Source organism: Streptomyces sp. NPDC054796 (assembly GCF_053611545.1).
In genome coordinates this window covers 145,658-165,368 of the sequence record NZ_JBSHAO010000006.1, presented here as the reverse complement: position 1 = coordinate 165,368, position 19,711 = coordinate 145,658, and the positions used below count along the sequence as shown (strand labels likewise).

The window sequence follows — 19,711 nt, the reverse complement described above, 5'->3', positions numbered from 1 at the left end:
GGGGAGTAGGGACGGTGGGCGCCGTCCCCACTCCCCCGCGCGCGCCTCAGCCGTCGCGGCGACGCGGCAGCCCCCGGTGGAGCGCGACGGCGCCCCCGACCAGCAGCGCGCCGACCAGCGCGGCGATGACCGCCGCCCACACCGCGTGGCCCTCGCCGTCGGGCCCCGTGCCGAAATACTGGCTGCGGTACGGCAGCTGGCTCGGTTCCTGCTTGCGGGGCTTGACGCTGGTGCCGACCTCGATGGCGGCCGAAGGATCGACGACGCCCGTGCCCAGGGCGTCGCTGCGTCCGCCCTCGGGTGTGTTGCGCGCCGTGTCCGAGAGCAGTTCCTTTATCTGCGCGGGGCTGAGGTCGGGGTGTGCGGCGCGGACCAGCGCGGCGGCGCCGGAGACGAAGGCCGCGGCGGCGCTGGTGCCCCAGCCCTCGTAGTAGCGGCGGTCGGGGTCGGCGATGATCACGTCCTTGCCCGGTGCGGCGACCGTCGCGTACCAGCGGCGCGTGGAGAACGCGGCGCGCGCGCCCCTGCGGTCCACGGCGGCCACGGCGATGACACCGGGGTACGCGGCCGGGTAGGAGACGTGGTCGCCGTCCTCACCGCCGTTGCCAGCCGAGGCGACGACGACGGCGCCCTTGCGCAGTGCGTAGCGGACGGCGGCGTCCTCGCGGGCCTCGGGGTGGGCCGAGTCGCTGTCGTCGCCGAGGGAGAGGTTGATGACGTCGGCGCCGTGGTCGGCGGCCCAGCGGATGCCGTCGGCGAGGGCGCCGCCGCGCGCGTTGCGGGCCTTCTTGCGGTCCGGGTCGCTCTCTTCGAGGAGGACGCGCACGGGCAGCACCTTGGCCTCGGGCGCGACGCCGAGGACGCCCTGCTTGCGGCCCTTGCCGTGCCCGTGGCCCGCGACGATCCCGGCCATGGCGGTGCCGTGCCTGGCCCACTCGCGGTCGCCCTTCTTGGCGCCCATGCCGACGAAGTCCTTGCCCTCCATGACGCTGCCCTTGATGTCGGGGTGGTCGGCGTCCACCCCGGTGTCGAGGACGGCCACGGTGATGCCGTTTCCCTTGGTGGTCTTCCAGGCGTCCTGCGCGTGGATGGCCTTGAGGCCCCACAACCGCTCCTGGACGCCCTCGCCCTGCGCGTGCGCCGTGCCCGCCGTGGGGGCGAGCGCGAGGAGCGCGGCCAGCAGCACGGCGCCGCCCCTGCGGGCCAGGGCGCGCGTGCGGCGGGTCGTGCGGCGGGTCGTGCGACGGGGGGTGCGGCGGGACCGGGTGCTCGCGGGGCCGGACCGGTGCCACGTCGTGCCGGAGTGGCCGGAGTGGCCGGGGTGGCCGGGGCGGTGCTCGCTCATTCGTCTTCCGTTCCGGCCGCCTTCGACGCCTTGCGCAGTCCGCGTTCGACGCGGTCGGCGATGCCCTGCGCGTCGTGGCCGAGGCCCGCCTGTGCCGCCGCCGAGTTCTCGCCCTTGTCGGTCGCGGCGGACGCGGCCTGCGGATCGCTGACCACGCGTCCGTCGGCGAACCCGGTCACGGCGTAGACGACGACGGGCGCGTCGTCGAGTACGCGGACGGTCCAACTGGCGCGCTGCGCGTCGCCGAAGTCGGCGGCGACGGTGCCGCGCGCCGCGTACGGACGGGGCATCAGATCGGTGCGGTCGGTGAGGTTCTCCAGCGCGAACCGCTTCCTGAGCGACCCCATGGTGGCCTCGTCGGCGCGGGTGAAGACGAGGCCGACGGTGGTGACGCTGGTCGTCGTCTCGTCCGCGTAGGTGGCGCGTACGAGGCGGCTGCACCCGGCAGGGGAGAGCGCTTTGGCCAGCAGGGGGTCGAAGGCGTTCGCGCAGTCGCTGTCGGGCGCCACGGCGACCCGCGTCCAGCGCCGGTCGGCGCCGCCGGGACCCGCCCCTTCGCCCTTGAGGACGGGCGGGAACAGCTCGTCGACGGGGACGTTGTGCCACAGGCCGCGCGTGCGGTCGAAGTCGCCCTGGGCCGCCGCCGCTTCGCCCGGGTCGTCGGAGAGCCAGACGCCGGCGGCCGAGCCGCCGAGCAGCCCTGCGCCGAGGACGAGGCAGGCGGCAGCGGCGACCGTGCGGCGGGCCGGGCGGCCACGCGCCGGGTCGAGTACGGACCAGGGACGCGCGGTGGGCGGTGCTGAGCGCTCCGCGTCGTGTTCGGCGGCCGAGCCGACGGTTCCGGTGGCGCCCGTCGTGCCGGGCGCGCCCGGCCTGCCGGAAGCGCCGGGCACACCAGGGGCTCCGGGTGCTCCGGGTCCTTCCGGTTCGCGGGGCCCCGGGATGCCGAGCGTGCGGCCGGTGCCGAGGGGGTTGCCGGTCCCGAGGGGGTTGCCGGTGGCGAGCGGGTCGCTGGTGCCGAGGGGGCGCAGCGGCCCGGCGGCAGTGACCGGCTCGACCGGGTCCTTCGGCTCGGGCACGCGCCCGTCCCCGTCGGGGCCCTCCGCCGAGGCGCGGGCGGCCGGGCCGATGGCGGGCGCTCCGGACGGCGGCGGGGGCACGTCGCTGAGCGGTGCGGGGCGCGGGCCCGTGATGGGGCGGCCTGTGGGCGGCGGAGGCTGGGGCGGCGCGGTCGGTATCGGCGGGCGCGGGCGGTCTCCGCGCCCGCGGGGAGGTGCCAGCCGGTACTCCTCCGCATCCGTGTGGTGCGGCATCTGTGGGTCGGGCTCGTCTTCCTTGCTCGGGTCCCTGCGGGTCTCCGCGCCCTCCGGCACGGCGCCGGTCCCGGCCGGTGTGCCGGTCCCGGTCGGTGTGCCGGTCCCGGTCGGTGCGGCGGGCTCTGCCGGCTCTGCCGGTTCCGGGCCGCCGGTCTCCGCGCGCGCGGCGGATGCCGTGGACGGCGGGTCCTTCGGCATCGGGGGGACGCTGGGGCGCGGGGGCACGACGGGGCGGGGCGGAAAGCTGGGACGGGGTGGGGCCACCGGCGGAAGGGGCACGCCGGTGCGGTCGGCATCAGTGCTCATCTGCACCCCTCCCGCGCGCAGTGCCACCCCACACGAATGCCTTTCGGGGCAGGCCGGTTCGTATCGGACAACACGCCGCTGGTCAGGTGTCGCAGCGTGCGGCCGTCACTCTACGGTGCGAACAGGTATCCGCGGCAACCCGGCCCGAGGCACAACGAGACGCGACCGGGCCCGGAGAGGGCTGTGCTGGAGGGCGGGGCTCTGGCAAGCTGCCCAGGTGTTCGATACGACTGCTGACCCCGCCGCCGACCGCGCGCGCTACGACCGCGCCACCGCGCACCTCGACGCCCCTCTGGCGCTGGTCGATCTGGAGGCGTTCGACGCGAACGCCGACGCACTCGTGCGGCGCGCCGCGGGCAAACCGGTCCGCGTCGCGTCCAAGTCGGTACGGTGCAGGGCCCTGTTGGAGCGGGTGCTCGCCAGGGACGGTTTCAGCGGGGTGATGAGCTTTACGCTCGCCGAGTCGCTGTGGCTGGCCCGCTCCGGTGTGGAGGACGTGCTGCTCGCTTACCCGTCGGCCGACCGCGCTGGTTACGCGGAACTGGCAGCGGACCCGAAGCTGGCGCGCTCCGTGACGGTGATGGTGGACGACCCGTCCCAGCTCTCCCTGATCGACGCGGCCCGCGACGGCGGCACCGAGGAGATCCGCGTCTGTCTCGAACTCGACACTTCGCTGCGGCTGTTGGGCGGCCGGGTGCGGGTGGGCGCGCTGCGCTCCCCGCTGCACTCCCCCGAGCGGCTGGCCGAGCTGGCGCGTTCTGTGGTGCGCAGGCCGGGCTTCCGGCTGGTGGGGCTGATGGCGTACGAGGGCCATGTGGCGGGCGTCGGCGACGCGGTGCCCGGCAGCCCGCTGCGCTCGCGCGCGGTGCGGATGATGCAGACGGTGGCGCGGCGCGAGCTGGCGGCACGACGGGGCGCGGCCGTACGGGCGGTGCGCGCGGTCGCGCCCGACCTGGAGTTCGTCAACGGCGGCGGTACGGGCAGCGTCCAGCACACGGCGGCCGAGGAGGCGGTGACGGAGATCGCCGCCGGCTCGGGCCTGTTCGTGCCGCGCCTGTTCGACAACTACACCTCGTTCACCGCGCGCCCCGCCGCGCTGTTCGCGATGCCGGTGGTGCGCAGGCCGGGGGTCGGCGTGGTGACGGTGCTGGGTGGCGGCTACCCCGCCTCGGGCGCGCCGGGCCCCGACCGGCTGCCGCAGCCGTATCTGCCGCGGGGCCTGCGGTACGACCCGCAGGAGGGCCCCGGCGAGGTGCAGACCCCGCTGCGGGGGCAGCCCGCGGACGATCTGCTGATCGGCGACAAGGTGTGGTTCCGGCACGCGAAGGCGGGCGAACTGTGCGAGCGGTTCGCCGAGCTGCACCTGGTGGAGGACGGCCGCGTCACATCGACGGTCCCCACGTACCGGGGCGAGGGGCACACGTTCCTGTGACGGGGTGAGGGGCCCGGATTCCTGTGCGGGTGGCCGGGCTCAGCGCGTGCCGCCGATGGTGTCGCGTGCCGCGAGGCGGAAGTCCTTCACCGCCTGGTAGAGGGCGCGTTCCCGTTCGGCGGCGAGGGCGGTGTTCTCGGCCTTGCGGGTGGCGTCTCCCGCGTGGGCGCGCTCGACCATACGCCGCATGACCCGCGCCAGGTCGTGGGAGGCGTGGGTCACGCGTTCGGCGGCCTCGGCCAGGGAGGCCGGGCCCTCGAGGATGACGATCTCGACGGCGCGGTGCACCTCGCGGGCCAGGCCGATGAAGCGGCGTACCTTCTCGTCCACGTCGGGCAGATCGGGCCCGGCCGGACGCAGCGCGTCGAGGACGGCGTCCATGGCGAGGTCGCGGTCGTGAAGCGCGCTGAGATAACCGGCGCACGCGTCGCGGCGTTGCTGACGGCGCCACTGGCCCTGCTGCGCTCGTGCCTGCGCCCGGCCGCCCACGATGGCGGCACCGAGGGTGGAGAGGGAACCGACGGCGGCGCCGAGCAGGGCCGCGAGACCTGCGTCCATGCGTCCTTAGTCTGCCGGGGTGCGGCGCGCGCCCGAGCCCGGGGTGCGCGGGGTGTCGGGGTTGCCGTGGCGTGCGTGCCGGGTGCCGTGACGCCGTGCGGGGCCCGGGCGCGGTGCCCGTGCCCCTCGGCCCGTGTGCCGGATCGGCTCGGATAGCGGATCGGCTCGGGTGCCGGATCAGCGTGCCTTCGACCGGCGGGAGCCTTACAGGACCTGACGCTACGGGCGTCGCACCGCGTGGAGAGTGACGCCAAGGACTCCGCCCGCGCCTCCGCCGAGCACCAGGCCCATCGCCATGCTGTCGAAGACAGCCGGCCCGAGCACGAGCCCGGCTGGAATGCCGATCAGCATGCCCGTAACGAGCCCTGTGCTGATGGACGGTGCGTCGGCTTCCTCGTTGTTCGTCACACGAGCATGGTGCCCGACGAGCCCTCCCGGGGACGAGCTTGGCTACGGTCCGCCTCGCAGGACCGACCGGCCGGGCCTCGGCGAACAGGCTCAGTGCCGGTACGCGATCTCCTTGCCGTTGCCGCCCGTGCCGCCGGTGCCGCCGCCCGTGGCGTTCGGGTTCTCCTTGATGCCCTCGGACAGCTTCTCCATGTCGTCCTGCGGCGGGGCGTCCTTGTGGATGTCGAACCCGGTGCGCAGCACCAGCATCTGCCCTGAACCGTCGGGGTGCGGGAAGGCGACCGACTCGACGTAGGCGTCCGGCTTGACCTTGTTCGTGATCTTCCAGCGGACGCGGTAGGCGTCCTCGCCCGCGACGGTGGTCTTCTCCGTGGCGAGGACCTTGTGCGAGGTGATGCCGCCGTAGGTCTCCTTGCTGTAGGCCGACTCGGCGTGCTTCTCGATGTCGGCCTTGGCCACCTTCTCGGCCGAGCCCTCCGAGGCGGCGACGATGACCATCGCGGCGCCGCGCAGGCAGGTCTCCCCGCCGTCGCCCGGGCACTTGTACTCGCCCATGGTGACCATGGCGCCGCCGCCCTCGTCCTTCCAGCCGTCCAGGACGGGCAGCTCGACGCCCGAGGCGGGCATGTCGGGCTGCTGCTGGCCGGGCGGGGCCTCGGGGTTCTGCTGCGGCCCCTCCTGGCCCGGCCCCTCCTGCCCTGGCGGGCCCTGCCGCTGGGGTCCCGAGGGCGACGGCTGCGGTGAGCCGAAGCGGGGCCCGTCCGAGGAACCGGCGCGGTCGCGCGAGCCGGAGTCCTCGTCGTCCGCTGCGCCGACGAACAGGATCCCGCCGACGATGAGCGCGGCGACGAGGACGAGGGCACCGACGATGCCCGCGACGAGGGGCACGCGGGCGGGGCCGCGCGTGCGGGTCTGCGCTGTCCAGGCGGTGCCGTCCCACCAGCGCTCCTGCGCGGGGCCCTTGCCCGCGTGCCCGGGGTCGGGATACCAGCCGGGCGGGGTCTCTGTGTTCACCTGTCGCACTCTAGTGCGGCGGACACCGCTCCGCGACGGTACGTGTGGACACTGTGAGCGAGCTGTGTGTGACGCCGTCTAGAGCGGCGTCACGTACGCGCCCGCGATGCCCCCGTCCACCAGGAACTCCGCCGCGTTGACGAAGGACGCGTCGTCACTCGCGAGGAAGGCGACCGCTGCGGCGATCTCCTCCGGCTCGGCGAACCGGCCCACCGGAACGTGCACGAGACGCCGCTGCGCGCGCTCGGGGTCCTTGGCGAACAGCTCCTTCAGCAGGGGGGTGTTGACGGGCCCGGGGCAGAGCGCGTTGACGCGGATGCCCTCGCGCGCGAACTGGACACCCAGCTCACGTGACATGGCCAGCACCCCGCCCTTGGAGGCGGTGTAGCTGATCTGCGAGGTGGCCGCGCCCATGACGGCCACGAAGGAGGCGGTGTTGATGATGGAGCCCCTGCCCTGTTCCCGCATGTAGGGCAGTGCCTGCTGGCAGCACAGGTAGACCGAGGTGAGGTTGACCTGCTGGACGCGCTGCCAGGCGTCGAGCCCTGTGGTGAGGATGGAGTCGTCGTCGGGCGGGGAGATGCCCGCGTTGTTGAAGGCGATGTCGACGGAGCCGTACGTCTCATGTGCCGTCGCGAACAGGGCCTCGACCTGCCCCGGGTCCGTGACGTCCGTCTCGACGTACAGCCCGCCCACCTCCTCGGCCGCCGCCTTGCCGCGCACGGTGTCCACGTCGGCGCAGACCACGTGGGCGCCCTCGGACGCGAGGCGGCGGGCCGAGGCGAGGCCGATGCCGCTGCCGGCACCTGTGACGACGGCGGTACGTCCGACGAGGCGTCGGCAGACGGGCGTGTTCCCGGAGTCGGGCGTGTTCCCGGACGCGGGCGTGGTCTCGGCGGTCACGGCTGCTCCTCTGTGCTGATGAAGACGTTCTTGGTCTCGGTGAAGGCGGCCAGCGCGTCCGGGCCCAGCTCGCGGCCGAGGCCTGACTGCTTGTAACCGCCGAAGGGGGTCGAGTAGCGGACGCTGCTGTGCGAGTTGACGGACAGGTTCCCCGCGGCGACGGCGCGCGAGACCCGCAGCGCGCGGCCCGTGTCGCGGGTCCAGAGGGAGCCGGAGAGGCCGTAGTCGGAGTCGTTGGCGATGCGGACGGCGTCGGCCTCGTCGTCGAAGGGGATGACGACCGCGACGGGCCCGAAGATCTCCTCCGTCGCCGCGCGGTCGCCGGGTGTTCCCGCCAGCACCGTCGCCGGGTACCAGAAGCCCTTGCCCTCCGGCGCCGCCCCGCGGATGAGCGCGGGCGCGTCCTCGGGCACATAGCCGCGTACGCGCTCGCGCTGCCGGGCCGAGATCAGCGGGCCCATGTCGGTGCCGGGGTCTGCCGGGTCGCCGACGGTGAAGGCCCGTACCGCGGGCTCCAGCAGTTCCAGGAAGCGGTCGTGCACCTCGCGCTGGACGAGGATGCGGCTGCGGGCGCAGCAGTCCTGGCCCGTGTTGTCGAGGAAGGAGCCGGGGGCAGCGGCGGCGGCGCGCTCCAGGTCGGCGTCGGCGAAGACGATGTTGGGGCTCTTGCCGCCGAGTTCGAGCGTCACGCGCTTCACGCCCGCCGCGCACTTGGCCATGATCTCCTTGCCGACGGCCGTGGACCCGGTGAAGACCACCTTGGCCACGCCCGGGTGCTCGACGAGGGCCGCACCCGCGACGGGCCCCTCCCCCGGCAGCACCTGGAACAGCCCCTCGGGAAGCCCCGCCTCAAGGCCCAGCTCGGCCAGCCGCAGTGCGGTCAGCGGGGTGGTCTCGGCGGGCTTGAGTACGACGGCGTTGCCCGCCGCGAGCGCGGGGGCCGCGCCCCAGGCGGCGATGGGCATCGGGAAGTTCCAGGGCGCGATCACGGCCACGACGCCGAGGGGTTCGGCGAAGGTGAGGTTCACCCCTCCGGCGACGGGGATCTGGTGGCCCGTCAGGCGTTCCACTCCCCCGGCCGCGTAGTCGAGCAGATCGCGGACGTTGCCCGCCTCCCAGCGCGCGTTGCCCACGGGGTGGCCCGCCTCGCGCACTTCCAGTTGGGCCAGTTCCTCGATGTGCGCGTCGACGACGGAAGCGAAGCGGCGCAGCAGCCGGGCGCGGTCCGCCGGTGCGAGTGCCGCCCAGGCGCGCTGCGCCGACGCTGCCCGTACGACGGCGGCGTCCGCCTCTGCCGGGGTGGCGGAGGGGACGGTGGCGACGGGTTCCTCGGTCGCCGGGTTGATCACCTGGAGGGGCGGTGGCGGGGACGCGGTGCCGTGACCGCGCGCTTCGTGCTGGTCAGCCAAGGGTGTGTCCTCGTTCCTGGTGGTGCGGAGTGGTGCGGAGTGGTGCGGACGTGCGGGCGGGCCGGGGCCGTCGGCCCCGTCGGTCACATACGTTCGAAGGAGCGGTAGCGCTCCCAGTCGGTCACGGCGGTGTCGTACGCGCGCTGCTCCACGCGCGCCATGTTCAGGTAGTGCCCGACCACCTCCTCGCCGAACGCGTCGCGGGCGAGGGCGCTCGCGCCCCACAGGTCGGCGGCCTCGCGCAGGGTGGCGGGGACGTGCTCGGCCTCGCCCGTGTACGCGTTGCCCGTGCACGCCTCGGGCAGCTCCAGCTTGTGGTCCACGCCGTGCAGCCCGGCGGCGATCATCCCGGCGACGGCCAGGTACGGGTTGACGTCGCCGCCAGGGACCCGGTTCTCCAGCCGGTGCGAGGGCCCGTGGCCGACGACGCGCAGCGCGCAGGTGCGGTTGTCGGGACCCCAGGCGACGGCGGTGGGCGCGAAGGAGCCGGGCTGGAACCGCTTGTAGGAGTTGATGTTGGGCGCGTAGAGCAGCGACAGTTCGCGGAGCCCGGCGAGCTGTCCCGCGAGGAAGTGCCGCATGGTGCGGGACATCCCGTACGGGCCCTCCTCGTCGGCCATCACCGGGCGGCCCTCCTCGTCGCGGAGGGAGAGGTGGATGTGGCAGGAGTTGCCCTCGCGTTCGTCGTACTTGGCCATGAAGGTGAGCGACTGGCCCTCCTGGGCCGCGATCTCCTTGGCGCCGGTCTTGTAAATGGCGTGGTGGTCGCAGGTGGTCAGGGCCTCGTCGTAGCGGAAGGCGATCTCGTGCTGCCCGTAGTTGCACTCGCCCTTGGCGGACTCGACGGTCATCCCGGCCCCGCCCATCTCGTTGCGGATGCGCCGCAGCAGGGGTTCGACGCGCGCGGTGCCGAGGACGGAGTAGTCGACGTTGTACTGGTTGGCGGGGGTGAGTCCGCGATAGCCGCTGCCCCACGCCTGCTCGTAGGTGTCCTGGAAGACCATGAACTCCAGCTCGGTGCCCACGTACGCGCTCCAGCCGCGCTCGGCGAGGCGGTCGAGCTGGCGGCGCAGGATCTGGCGGGGCGAGGCGACGACGGGCGAGCCGTCGTGCCAGGCGAGATCGGCGTTGATCATCGCCGTGCCGGGGTTCCAGGGGACGCGGCGCAGCGTGCCGGTGTCGCCGTGCATGGCGAAGTCGCCGTAGCCCCGCTCCCAGGAGGACATCGCGTAGCCCTCGACGGTGTTCAGCTCGACGTCCACAGCCAGCAGGTAGTTGCAGCCCTCCGTGCCGTGGTCCAGGACCTCGTCGAGGAAGAAGCGGGCGGCGAATCTCTTGCCCTGGAGGCGGCCCTGCATGTCGGTGAAGGCGAGGACGACGGTGTCGATCTCGCCCGCTTCGACGAGCGCGCGCAGCTCGTCGACGGTGAGCGGTGGGGTGCGCTCCACCGTGCGTTGCGGTGGGATGCGGTCTGCGGTGCGGTCTGGCACGTGAGGGCCTCCTGTCGGTCCACCGGAAGCCATAAGGTAGTCGGGAAGACCATTGATTCGGAAGAGGTCCGGGATGAACGACACGGGCGTCGGCGCGGGTGACGGCATGCGCGCTGGCCGGGGCGGCGTCACGGGCGCGGACCAGGGCGACCGCCTCGCCACCGTGCTGCGCCCCGTGCGCGCGGGCAACGGCTTCGAGGAGGCGCTGGAGCAGATACTCCAGATCGTCCGGCTCGGCCTGGTGCCGGACGGCGAACGGCTCCCGGCCGAACGCGAACTGGCGGAGCGGCTCGGCATCAGCCGGGTGACGCTGCGCGAGGTGCTGAAGGTGCTGACGGAACAGGGCCTCGTGGAGAGCCGTCGCGGGCGCTACGGCGGCACGTTCGTCCGCCGTAGCGGGGAGGCGGACGGGGGCGCGGGGGCCATCACGTCAGCGGACGAGGGCGACGTCGAGGACGCGCTGCGCTTCCGCGAGGTGCTGGAGGTGGGCGCGGCCGGACTGTGCGCCGCGCGCGGCCTCTCGGGCGCCGAGGCGGCGCGGCTGCGCGCGGCACTGGACGCGACGCGGGACGCGGCGCCGCACGACTACCGGCGCCACGACACGTTCCTCCACCTCACCCTGGCCGAGCTGGCGGGCTCGCCCACGCTGACGGCGCAGTACGCGGCCGTACGGGCGCGGGTGAACGCGATGCTGGAGCGCATACCGCTGCTGGTGCGGAACCTGGAGCACGCGCAGCTCCAGCACGCCGCGCTGGTGGAAGCGGTGCTCGACGGTGACGCCGACGGGGCCCGCGAGGTGATGCGCGAGCACTGCGCGGGGACGGCGGCGCTGCTGCGGGGGTTCCTGACGTGACGGTCCCCGTGGCGGCGGGGCGGGCCCTCGCGGCGGAGCCGTAACCCTTCTTTAACGCACGGGGGTTGCGCCACACGTGTGGCGCACACAAAGGTATGGGCGCACACCAATGCCGTAGGCAGGAGTGGCTCATGGCCGAAGGAACCGTGCCCGAGAACGCCGTGCCCAAAGACGCCGTGCCCGAAGGCACTGGAACCGGCACCGGGGAGAGCGCCGACGCGTACCTCCAGCGGCGCGCCCTCAAGCGCGGCAGCGCGGGCTGGCTGCTGCTGACCGGGCTCGGCGTCGCGTACGTCGTCTCCGGCGACTACGCGGGCTGGAACTTCGGCCTCGCCGAGGGCGGCTTCGGCGGACTGGCCATCGCCACCGTGCTGATGGGCACGATGTACGCCTGCCTCGTCTTCTCGCTGGCCGAGCTGTCCTCCATCCTCCCCACGGCGGGCGGCGGCTACGGCTTCGCGCGCCGCGCCCTGGGCACCTGGGGCGGCTTCCTCACCGGAACCGCGATCCTCATCGAGTACGTGCTCGCGCCCGCCGCCATCTCGGTCTTCATCGGCGGCTACGTCGAGTCGCTGGGCCTCTTCGGCCTGGAGTCGGGGTGGCCCGTCTACCTCGTCTGCTTCGCGCTCTTCATCGGCATCCACCTGTGGGGCGTCGGCGAGGCGCTGCGCTTCAGCTTCGTGGTCACGGGCATCGCCGTCGCCGCGCTCGTCGTCTTCTGCGTCGGCGCCCTCGGGCACTTCGACGCGGGCTCCCTCGACGATATCGCCGTCGACGGCTCGGCGCTCGGCTCCAGTTCCTGGCTGCCGCTGGGGCTGCTCGGCATCTGGGCGGCGTTCCCCTTCGGCATGTGGTTCTTCCTCGGGATCGAGGGGGTGCCGCTGGCCGCCGAGGAGACCAGGAACCCGGCGAAGACCCTGCCGCGCGCGATGGCGCTCGCCATCGGCATCCTGGTGCTGCTCGCGGTCCTCACCCTGCTCCCTGCGGCGGGAGCGGCCGGTTCCGACGCGATCAAGGACGCCGACAATCCGCTGGTCGCGGCCCTGGAAGCGGCCTCGGGCGGCGACGCGACCACGCTGAGCCGCATCGTCAACTACGCGGGCCTCGCCGGACTCGTCGCCTCCTTCTTCTCCCTCATCTACGCGGGCTCGCGCCAGCTCTTCGCGCTCTCCCGCGCCGGGTACCTGCCGCGCTTCCTCTCCCTCACCAGCCGCCGCAAGGCCCCCTACCTGGGGCTGCTGGTGCCGGGCGCGCTCGGCTTCGGGCTCGCCGCGTTCTCGGGGGACGGGGCGCGGATGCTGAACATCGCGGTGTTCGGCGCCTCCATCTCGTACGTCCTGATGTCGCTCTCGCACATCGTGCTGCGCCGCAGGGAGCCGGAGCTGCCGCGCCCGTACCGCACGCCGGGCGGCGTCGTCACCTCGTCCGTCGCCTTCGTGCTGGCGTGCTCGGCCGTGGTCGCCACCTTCCTCGTCGACCCGAAGGCGGCGGGCATCGCGCTGGTCCTGTACGTGGTGGCCGTCGGCTACTTCACCTTCTACAGCAGGCACCATCTCGTCGCCGCCGCGCCGGAGGAGGAGTTCGCTGCTCTGGCGGCGGCCGAGGCGGAACTCGACTGACCCGGCCGTGGGGCCGCCCGGCGGTGTGCGGCGTGCGGTGCACACTGACGGTGGCGGACGAGTCCGGGTCGCCCCCTCGTCCGGCGCCGGACCCCCTGACCGTGTCCGTCTCCGAGTCCGCGTCCGAGTCCGCGTCCGACCAGTTCCTGAGAGGTCTCCGTCATGCCAGCGCCCGCCCACCCGTTCCCCCGCCCGCTCATCGGCGTCAGCACGTATCTGGAGTCCAGCGTGAGCTGGGGGGTGTGGCGGAAGCCCGCCGCGCTGCTGCCCTCCGGATACCACCAACTGGTGCAGCGCGCGGGCGGGCTGGCGGTCATGCTGCCGCCGGACGCGCCGACACACGCCGACGAGGTGGTCGCACGGCTCGACGGTCTCGTCCTCGCGGGCGGCCCCGATGTGGAACCCGCGTGCTACGGCGCCACGCCCGCGCCGGAGACCGGGCCTCCTTCGCCCGAGCGGGACGCGTGGGAGCTGGCGCTCGCGCGGGCCGCGCTCGCCAGGCGCGTGCCGCTGCTGGGCATCTGCCGGGGGATGCAGGTGCTGAACGTCCTGCGCGGCGGCACCCTCGTCCAGCATCTGGAGGGGCACCGTGGGGAGACCGGCGTGTTCGCGGCGCACGAGGTGAAGCCGGTGCCCGGCACACTGCTCGCGCGCGTGCTGCCGGAACCGCTGTCCGTGCCCACGTATCACCACCAGGCCGCCGACCGGCTCGGCGAGGGCCTGGCGCCGGGCGCCTACGCGGAGGACGGGACGGTCGAGGCCCTCGAACTCCCGGAAGCGGAGGGCTTCGTGCTCGCCGTCCAGTGGCACCCCGAGGAGGGCGACGACCTGCGCGTGATGGAGTCCCTCGTCAGCCACGCCCGCGAAGCGGCTGCCTCTTCACGGGACACGCCCTCCCTGTGAGCGCGAGCGGAACAGCGCGGACCTAGGGGTGTCGTCGCTGTAGCGTCGTCCGGCCGCCAGGCCGGGGGCCGCCGGGGAGGGCCGCGCTGACGACCGACAACGCCGCGAGCCTGCGTGCCGGACTCCCCCAGCTACCGCTGGGAGGTGCCCCCGGCGGCCCAGACGGGACAGCGACGACACCCCCTACGGCACCGGCACCCGCCTCGCGGGCACGGCGTCCCGCGCGACGCTCCCGTCAGCGGGACCGGGACCACGCGGCACCCGGACCAGGCGGAGCCCACACCGCACAGCACCGTGCGAGGCACAGCGCGGCACCCCTCGTGCCCTCAGCCCCCGGCGTGCGGTGAGGTGGGGCGCCCCCTAGTGAGGGTGAGCAGTTCGCGGGCCGGGCCCGTGGGGCGGGCGCCACGGGGCCAGACTGCGCGCAGCTCGCGGCCCAGGCGCACGTCGGCGACGGGGACCTCCACGAGCCGTCCGGCCGACAGCTCCTCGCCGACGGCGAGTTCGCTGAGCACCGAGGGCCCCGCGCCGCTGACGGCGGCGGACTTCACGGCGGTGGTGGAGGACAGTTCGAGGAGCGGCGGCGCGAGGCCGCCGTGCGCGGCGAGCGCGTCGTCCAGTACCTGGCGGGTGCCGGACCCCTGTTCCCGCAGGATCAGCGGTGTGGCCGCGACCTCCTCGGCCCCGACCTGCCCGCGACGGCGCGCCCACGCGTGCCCCGGCGCCGCCACCACCAGCAGCCGGTCCCGGCCGATCACGGCCCCGTCGAGCCCCGTGGGCAGCCCGATCCCCTCCACGAAGCCGAGGTCGGCCTCGCCGGTGCGCACCCGCTCCGCGACGGCGGCCGAGTTGCCCGCGAGGAGCGAGACGGCCGTGCCGGGGCGCGCGGTGCGCAGCGCGATCAGCCAGCCGGGCAGCAGGTACTCCGCGATGGTCATGCTGGCGGCGACGCTCAGCCGCGAGTCACGGCGGTCGCGCAGCGCCTGTACGCCCGCGTCGAAGCCCTCGGCCGCCTCGACGATGCGGCGGGCCCAGTCGGTCACGAGCGTCCCTGCGTCGGTGAGCCGCGAACCCCTCGGTGAGCGCTCCAGGAGCGCGACGCCGAGCTGACGCTCCATGGCGCGCATCCGGCTGCTCGCGGCCGGCTGGCTGACGCCGCTCTCGCGCGCCGCGCGGCCGAGGCTGCCGAGCCGCGCGACGGCCAGCAGGAGCTGGAGTCCGCCCAGGTCGGGGACGCGATGGCTGAGCGGACCCGGGTCCGCCTCGTGGGCGCTTTGCATGGGTCTCAGGCTATGCGGTGTCGTCGCGCGGCGTCGTCCGGCGACCCGACGGTCCTGCGGTCCTGCGGTCCGACGGTCGGGGCCGCCCTCACCGGTCGGGACGGTAGCGGGCCTTGATGTGCACGCGTTCGCCCTGGGGGCCGAGGATGCTGAGGAATTCGACGGGGCGGTCGTCGGCGTTGCCGAACCAGTGCGGGAGGTGGGTGTCGAACTCCGCGGCCTCGCCTTCCGTGAGCACGAAGTCTTTGTCGCCCAGGACGACGCGCAGGCGTCCCTTGAGGACGTACAGCCAGTGGTAGCCCTCGTGCGAGCGTGGCTCGGGCTCGCGGCCGTCCGTGAGACCCGCCGGCAGGACGTGTTTGTACGCCTGGAGGCCGCCGGGTTTGCGGGTCAGGGGGACGACGGTCATGCCGTTGCGGGTGAAGGGCCGTGCGGGCACCCGGGGGTCGGGGGCGGGCGGGGTGCCGATCAGTTCGTCGACCGGCACCTGGTGGACCCTGGCCAGCGGCAGCAGCAGTTCCAGGCCCGGTCTGCGCTGCCCCGACTCCAGCCGGGACAGGGTGCTGACCGGGATGCCGGTGGCTTCGGACAGTGCGGTCAGTGTGGTGCCGCGCCGACGGCGCAGCTCGCGCAGCCGGGGCCCGACCGCCGCCAGCACCGCGTCGAGATCCTCGTTCATGCGCCCACCGTGCTGCCGCTTTGCGGTTTCCGCAAAGAACTTTGCCGCGACGGCGCGGTGACGGGACCTTGTCGTCGGAAGCGGCGAACCCACCGGCGGAAGGACGACGTGACATGGACGGCATTGATGCTCAGCACTGGGACACGATGTACCGCAGCCGCGAGCAGGTGTTCAGCGGCGGACCCAACAACGTGCTCGTGGCCGAGGCGGCGGAGCTGCCACCGGGTCCGGCGGGCCCGGCGGGCCGAGCGCTCGACGTGGGGTGCGGCGAGGGCGGCGACGCGCTGTGGCTGGCCCGGCGCGGGTGGCGCGTCACCGCGGCCGACGTCTCCGAGGTGGCCCTGCGCCGCGCCGCCACTGCCGCCGTCTCCGCTACGGATGTCCAGGGCAGCGTGTCCTGGGAGTCGACGGACCTGCTCACCACACCGCCCCCGGCCGACGCCTTCGGCCTGGTGTCCGTCCACTACTTCCCGCTCAGGCGTCGACCCGGTCACACCGCGCTGCGCGGCCTGCTGAACGCCGTCGCACCCGGAGGCACATTCCTGTTCGCCACCCACGCACTCGCGGACCTGCCGCCGCGCCAGGACGGCGGCCCCGACCCCGCCGACTACTACCAGGCCGACGACATCGCCCGCCTTCTCCTCCAACTCACCGGCCCCGCATGGGCCGTCGAGGTCGACGAGACCCGCCCACGTGTGTCCCCGGCCCCCGTCGGCACCCACCACACCCACGACAGCGTCCTGCGCGCACGTCGCGGACACTGACGGGACAAGCAGGCCGGGCAGGGCAGGGCAGGGCAGGGCAGCAGCACATAACCCGGGCTTATGGCCTCATAGAGGCGAAGGGGCTGGTCGGAGCCGTGCGCCGCTGCGACCGTGCGGAGATGACCGCTCTCGCCCATGCCGACGTCCGGCACCCCGGCCGCCGGGACACCGCCTCCTTCCGGTCCCCCGCCTCCCCCGCCCGGCCCTCCGTCCGCCACCTCGGCCCCAACTGGTACGCGTCGGTCATGGGCACCGCCATCCTCGCCACCGCGGGCGCCGCACTGCCGGTACGGGTCCCGGGCCCGGTGCTCGCCGCCGTGTGGGCGCTGGCCGTGCTGGCGCTCCTGACGCTGCTCGTCGCGCGGGCCGCGCACTGGCTGCGCCACACCGACCAGGCCAGGACCCATCTGCGCGACCCGTCCGTCGCGCCCTTCTACGGCTGCCTCTCGATGGCGCTCCTCGCCGTGGGCGGCGGTGCCCTGGCGGCCGGGGTGCCGGGCGGGCTCGTCCTGGACGCGGTCCTGTGGTCCGTGGGCACCGCGCTGGCGCTGGTGACCGCGACGGCCGTGCCGTATCTGATGGTGGTGCGGCACAGGATCGAGCCGGGCGCGGCCTCGCCCGTGTGGCTGCTGCCCGTCGTCGCGCCCATGGTCTCGGCGGCGCTGGGACCGCAGCTCGCGCTCCATCTGCCGCCGGGGCAACCCCGATTGGCGATGCTGCTCGGCTGCTTCGCGATGTTCGGGATGAGCCTGCTGGCGACGCTGCTGATCCTGCCCGCCGTCTTCGCCCACCTGATGCACCACGGGGCGCCGCCCCCGGCCCTGACGCCGACGCTCTTCCTGGTGCTCGGACCGCTGGGCCAGTCCACCACGGCCATGGGCAACCTCGCGGACGCGGCGCCGGGCACCTTCGCCTCGGCCGCGGTGCTCTACGGGGTACCGGTGACGGGCTTCGCGCTGCTGTGGCTGGCACTGGCCACGGCGATGGTGGTGCGGGCCTTCCGCGCCGGGATGGGGTTCGCGATGACGTGGTGGGCCTTCACCTTCCCGGTGGGCACCTGCGTCACGGGCGCAGCATCGCTGGCACGGCACACGGGCCTTGCGGCGCTGGGCTGGCTGGCGCTCGCGCTCTACGGGGCGCTGACCGTCGCGTGGTGCGCCGCCTGCGCGGGGACGGTACGGGGGCTGCTCACCGGAGCGCTGCTCGCAGCGCCCCCGCCAGCAGCTGGGGCGCCTCGGTGAGCGAGGGCCCGTACCAGGTGAGATGGCGCCCGCTGACGAGCGCGGAGGGCAGCCCTGGAAACGCCTCGGGGCCGTCGTCGGCGGAGAACGCGTACGGCTCGTCCGGCAGTACGGCCACATCCGCGCGGCCCGGCGCGGTCAGCTCAGCGAGGGGGATGCGGGGGTAGCGCTCGGGGTGCTCCGCGTAGACGTTGCGCACCCCGAGCCGGTCGAGCAGCGCGCCCGCGAAGGTGTCGCGGCCCAGCACCATCCACGGCTTGCGCCACACGGGCACGAGGGCCCGCACGTCGAACTCGGCGCGCGCCGCACTCCACGCCTCCTCGGCCTCGTCCAGCCACCCCGGCCTGCCGAGCCCGCACCCGCGCGTGAGCACCCTGTCCAGCTCGGCGAACGCCTGAGGCACGTCGCGGATCTCGGTCACCAGCACGTCGATGCCCTCCGCGCGGAGCGCGGCGAGGTCGGCCGGACGGTTCTCCTCCTCGTTGGCGATGACGAGATCGGGCGCGAGCGCGACGATCCGGGCGAGGTCGGGGTTCTTGGTGCCGCGCACGCGGGTGACGTCCAGCCCTTCCGGATGGCTGCACCAGTCCGTCGCGCCGACCAGCAACTCGGGCTCGGTGGCGGCAACGGCCTCGGTGAGCGAGGGCACGAGGGAGACCACGCGCCGCACGGTGCGGGTGGGGGTGCGGGTGCCGGTGTTCGCCATACAGGCACCGTACGCCCGCGCGCCGCGAGCACTCAGCGAGCCGTGCCGATGCCTACGAGCAGGGCGATGACGAGTGCGCTGAGCGAACCGCAGTAGACCACTACGTCGAGCCGGGTCAGCGGAGCATCTAAGCGAACGGGCCGGACCCGGCACCGCGGGCACTCACAGGGCTCCAGTTCTGGCGGGAGCTTGAACCAGGAGTCCGGCAGAACACGGGGGTCGGGAGGGTGCTCCTCGAAGGTGCGCGTCGGCCCCCAAGTACGGCCGGAGTCGCGCGATACGCGCAGAGTCATACGGCTCATCACTGCTGCCCCTCCCCCGGAGGAGGGTCCGGCTGCTGGGGCGGTTCGAGGGGTGGGATCGCCACGTGGTTGCTCCTGGTCACTGATCGGGTTCTTAGTGACCAGGCTCACAATCCGACGGTTGCTGTGGAAGAGTTTCCATCACAGTCCGCTACCCCTGGAACGAGTGAGGCATATGCCTGCCCTCCGTGAGATCGATCCGGGCGAGTCCATCGAAGCGTTCATCGGCTCCCGCATCCGTGACGCGCGCATGGAACGCCGTTGGAAACAGACCGAGTTGGGCCAGAAGGTGTTCGCCTCGGGTTCGCTGATCTCGGAGATCGAACGGGGCAACGAAGTGCCCACGAGAGACCTCGCGAAACGGCTGGGCGCCGTCCTGGGCCTCGGCAACGACCTCGTGAACCTGCTGCGGCTGCTGTCCGAGTCTCAGATTCGCGACTATGCGCGGGAGTTCTTGCGCAAACAGCTCGAAGCCACAGCGATGCACGAGTGGTCCCAAGGTGTGCCGGGGCTCCTGCAAACCGAGGAATACGCACGAGCAGTGATGCTTGCTGGGCAGGCGGGGAGCCCCACCCAAGTCGACAGCTACGTCCAGGACCGGATGGAACGTCAAGCGAGGGTGTGGGAACGAGCAGAGCCACCGTGGCTCTGGGCCGTGGTGGATGAGTCGGTGCTCCATCGCGACATGGGGTCGTCTGTCATCCGACACGGCCAGCTCCAGCATCTACTGGCAATGGGCGAACACCCCAATGTGACAGTGCGGGTGCTGCCGTTCACGGCTCCGCAGGTGGCCGGGTACGTTTCGTTGCTCACGCTGCCTGACGGGTCGCGGCTGGGTTACACAGAAGGGCACGCCACGGGAAGAGTGACCTCCGAACCAGCAGAAGTGCAGACCATGCAGCGCGTCTACGATCGTCTGGCCGCAGATGCGCTGTCGGCGGTTGACTCCCGAGACGCGATCATGAAACGGATGCCTAAATGACCAACTCCCAGACCCCCGTGTTCCGGAAGAGCAGCTACAGCGGTGGGCAGCCCGACGCCTGCGTCGAGGTTGCCGACAACATCCCCGACGCCGCCATACACGTACGGGACAGCAAGGACGTCACCCGCCCCGCTCTCACCGTCAGCCGAGACACCTGGCACCACTTCCTGACGCAATTCTGACTGAGCGGCCCTCACCACC

The 19,711-nt window shown here is 73.4% G+C and carries 19 protein-coding genes; 8 read left to right on the top strand and 11 right to left on the bottom strand.

The genetic code is table 11. The features are described from left to right. Nucleotides 1–46: 46 nt before the first annotated feature. Nucleotides 47–1,345 (bottom strand): type VII secretion-associated serine protease mycosin, encoded by a 1,299-nt coding sequence (mycP, locus tag ACWGJ2_RS07520; protein WP_453345041.1) that lies wholly within the window; start codon nucleotides 1,343–1,345, stop codon nucleotides 47–49. Further along, nucleotides 1,342–2,859, bottom strand: coding sequence for a hypothetical protein (locus ACWGJ2_RS07515; RefSeq protein WP_453345040.1), 1,518 nt, complete (start codon nucleotides 2,857–2,859; stop codon nucleotides 1,342–1,344). Before ACWGJ2_RS07515 ends, mycP begins: the two co-directional genes overlap by 4 nt. Nucleotides 2,860–3,184: 325 nt before the next feature. Between ACWGJ2_RS07515 and ACWGJ2_RS07510 the strand changes: the two genes are divergently transcribed. Further along, on the top strand, nucleotides 3,185–4,399 hold the full coding sequence (locus tag ACWGJ2_RS07510; RefSeq protein WP_453345039.1) for an amino acid deaminase/aldolase: 1,215 nt from the start codon (nucleotides 3,185–3,187) through the stop codon (nucleotides 4,397–4,399). Nucleotides 4,400–4,438: 39 nt separating this feature from the next. Here the strand turns inward: ACWGJ2_RS07510 and ACWGJ2_RS07505 are convergent, their stop codons facing one another. The 6 genes from ACWGJ2_RS07505 to ACWGJ2_RS07480 form a co-directional block, all read right to left on the bottom strand. Then, entirely contained in the window at nucleotides 4,439–4,957 is a 519-nt protein-coding gene (locus ACWGJ2_RS07505) for a proline dehydrogenase (protein ID WP_453345038.1), read from the bottom strand. Nucleotides 4,958–5,176: 219 nt separating this feature from the next. Then, the gene (locus tag ACWGJ2_RS07500) at nucleotides 5,177–5,365 is read right to left on the bottom strand and encodes a hypothetical protein (protein WP_453345037.1); all 189 of its coding nucleotides are present in this window, start codon (nucleotides 5,363–5,365) and stop codon (nucleotides 5,177–5,179) included. 90 nt (nucleotides 5,366–5,455) lie between these two features. After that, nucleotides 5,456–6,379, bottom strand: a complete 924-nt coding sequence (locus ACWGJ2_RS07495; protein WP_453345036.1) for a DUF2510 domain-containing protein — start codon at nucleotides 6,377–6,379, stop codon at nucleotides 5,456–5,458. A 78-nt stretch (nucleotides 6,380–6,457) separates the two neighbouring features. Continuing rightward, nucleotides 6,458–7,282, bottom strand: coding sequence for a 3-oxoacyl-ACP reductase (locus ACWGJ2_RS07490; RefSeq protein WP_453345035.1), 825 nt, complete (start codon nucleotides 7,280–7,282; stop codon nucleotides 6,458–6,460). Beyond that, the gene (locus tag ACWGJ2_RS07485; RefSeq protein WP_453345034.1) at nucleotides 7,279–8,691 is read right to left on the bottom strand and encodes an aldehyde dehydrogenase family protein; all 1,413 of its coding nucleotides are present in this window, start codon (nucleotides 8,689–8,691) and stop codon (nucleotides 7,279–7,281) included. Before ACWGJ2_RS07485 ends, ACWGJ2_RS07490 begins: the two co-directional genes overlap by 4 nt. An 83-nt stretch (nucleotides 8,692–8,774) precedes the next feature. After that, a complete protein-coding gene (locus tag ACWGJ2_RS07480; RefSeq protein WP_453345119.1) occupies nucleotides 8,775–10,139 on the bottom strand; it encodes a glutamine synthetase family protein in 1,365 nt (454 codons plus the stop codon). A 148-nt stretch (nucleotides 10,140–10,287) separates the two neighbouring features. Here ACWGJ2_RS07480 and ACWGJ2_RS07475 point away from each other — a divergent pair, with 148 nt between their 5' ends. The 3 genes from ACWGJ2_RS07475 (at nucleotide 10,288) to ACWGJ2_RS07465 (ending at nucleotide 13,556) form a co-directional block, all read left to right on the top strand. Next, entirely contained in the window at nucleotides 10,288–11,034 is a 747-nt protein-coding gene (locus ACWGJ2_RS07475) for a FadR/GntR family transcriptional regulator (protein ID WP_453345118.1), read from the top strand. 131 nt (nucleotides 11,035–11,165) lie between these two features. Further along, nucleotides 11,166–12,653: an ethanolamine permease gene (gene eat, locus ACWGJ2_RS07470; RefSeq protein ID WP_453345033.1), complete on the top strand. Its 1,488-nt coding sequence runs from the start codon at nucleotides 11,166–11,168 to the stop codon at nucleotides 12,651–12,653. A 162-nt stretch (nucleotides 12,654–12,815) separates the two neighbouring features. Further along, complete coding sequence (locus ACWGJ2_RS07465; protein ID WP_453345032.1) at nucleotides 12,816–13,556, top strand: gamma-glutamyl-gamma-aminobutyrate hydrolase family protein; 741 nt, start codon at nucleotides 12,816–12,818, stop codon at nucleotides 13,554–13,556. 326 nt (nucleotides 13,557–13,882) lie between these two features. Here the strand turns inward: ACWGJ2_RS07465 and ACWGJ2_RS07460 are convergent, their stop codons facing one another. After that, nucleotides 13,883–14,836, bottom strand: coding sequence for a LysR family transcriptional regulator (locus ACWGJ2_RS07460; RefSeq protein ID WP_453345031.1), 954 nt, complete (start codon nucleotides 14,834–14,836; stop codon nucleotides 13,883–13,885). An 88-nt stretch (nucleotides 14,837–14,924) separates the two neighbouring features. Beyond that, nucleotides 14,925–15,515, bottom strand: a complete 591-nt coding sequence (locus ACWGJ2_RS07455; protein ID WP_453345030.1) for a helix-turn-helix domain-containing protein — start codon at nucleotides 15,513–15,515, stop codon at nucleotides 14,925–14,927. A gap of 122 nt (nucleotides 15,516–15,637) precedes the next feature. Here ACWGJ2_RS07455 and ACWGJ2_RS07450 point away from each other — a divergent pair, with 122 nt between their 5' ends. After that, complete coding sequence (locus ACWGJ2_RS07450; protein ID WP_453345117.1) at nucleotides 15,638–16,279, top strand: class I SAM-dependent methyltransferase; 642 nt, start codon at nucleotides 15,638–15,640, stop codon at nucleotides 16,277–16,279. 119 nt (nucleotides 16,280–16,398) lie between these two features. After that, complete coding sequence (locus ACWGJ2_RS07445; protein WP_453345029.1) at nucleotides 16,399–17,520, top strand: TDT family transporter; 1,122 nt, start codon at nucleotides 16,399–16,401, stop codon at nucleotides 17,518–17,520. On the opposite strand, the gene ACWGJ2_RS07440 is transcribed toward ACWGJ2_RS07445, so the two are convergent. Then, complete coding sequence (locus ACWGJ2_RS07440) at nucleotides 17,468–18,226, bottom strand: helical backbone metal receptor (protein WP_453345028.1); 759 nt, start codon at nucleotides 18,224–18,226, stop codon at nucleotides 17,468–17,470. The two genes, ACWGJ2_RS07445 and ACWGJ2_RS07440, sit on opposite strands and share 53 nt — an antisense overlap. 477 nt (nucleotides 18,227–18,703) lie before the next feature. Between ACWGJ2_RS07440 and ACWGJ2_RS07435 the strand changes: the two genes are divergently transcribed. Together ACWGJ2_RS07435 and ACWGJ2_RS07430 are read left to right on the top strand one after the other, a co-directional pair. Continuing rightward, a complete protein-coding gene (locus tag ACWGJ2_RS07435; RefSeq protein ID WP_453345027.1) occupies nucleotides 18,704–19,510 on the top strand; it encodes a helix-turn-helix domain-containing protein in 807 nt (268 codons plus the stop codon). Further along, complete coding sequence (locus ACWGJ2_RS07430; protein WP_453345026.1) at nucleotides 19,507–19,692, top strand: DUF397 domain-containing protein; 186 nt, start codon at nucleotides 19,507–19,509, stop codon at nucleotides 19,690–19,692. The genes ACWGJ2_RS07435 and ACWGJ2_RS07430 overlap by 4 nt, the downstream gene beginning before the upstream one ends. Nucleotides 19,693–19,711 lie beyond the last annotated feature (19 nt).

Excerpts from the sequence above, each read along its gene's own strand:
- ACWGJ2_RS07475 (WP_453345118.1), top strand. The coding sequence starts at position 10,288 with ATGCGCGCTGGCCGGGGCGGCGTCACGGGCGCGGACCAGGGCGACCGC.
- ACWGJ2_RS07455 (WP_453345030.1), bottom strand. The coding sequence starts at position 15,515 with ATGAACGAGGATCTCGACGCGGTGCTGGCGGCGGTCGGGCCCCGGCTG.
- mycP (WP_453345041.1), bottom strand. The coding sequence starts at position 1,345 with ATGAGCGAGCACCGCCCCGGCCACCCCGGCCACTCCGGCCACTCCGGC.
- ACWGJ2_RS07505 (WP_453345038.1), bottom strand. The coding sequence starts at position 4,957 with ATGGACGCAGGTCTCGCGGCCCTGCTCGGCGCCGCCGTCGGTTCCCTC.
- ACWGJ2_RS07460 (WP_453345031.1), bottom strand. The coding sequence starts at position 14,836 with ATGCAAAGCGCCCACGAGGCGGACCCGGGTCCGCTCAGCCATCGCGTC.
- ACWGJ2_RS07465 (WP_453345032.1), top strand. The coding sequence starts at position 12,816 with ATGCCAGCGCCCGCCCACCCGTTCCCCCGCCCGCTCATCGGCGTCAGC.
- ACWGJ2_RS07440 (WP_453345028.1), bottom strand. The coding sequence starts at position 18,226 with ATGGCGAACACCGGCACCCGCACCCCCACCCGCACCGTGCGGCGCGTG.
- eat (WP_453345033.1), top strand. The coding sequence starts at position 11,166 with ATGGCCGAAGGAACCGTGCCCGAGAACGCCGTGCCCAAAGACGCCGTG.
- ACWGJ2_RS07515 (WP_453345040.1), bottom strand. The coding sequence starts at position 2,859 with ATGCCGAAGGACCCGCCGTCCACGGCATCCGCCGCGCGCGCGGAGACC.
- ACWGJ2_RS07430 (WP_453345026.1), top strand. The coding sequence starts at position 19,507 with ATGACCAACTCCCAGACCCCCGTGTTCCGGAAGAGCAGCTACAGCGGT.
- ACWGJ2_RS07435 (WP_453345027.1), top strand. The coding sequence starts at position 18,704 with ATGCCTGCCCTCCGTGAGATCGATCCGGGCGAGTCCATCGAAGCGTTC.
- ACWGJ2_RS07445 (WP_453345029.1), top strand. The coding sequence starts at position 16,399 with ATGACCGCTCTCGCCCATGCCGACGTCCGGCACCCCGGCCGCCGGGAC.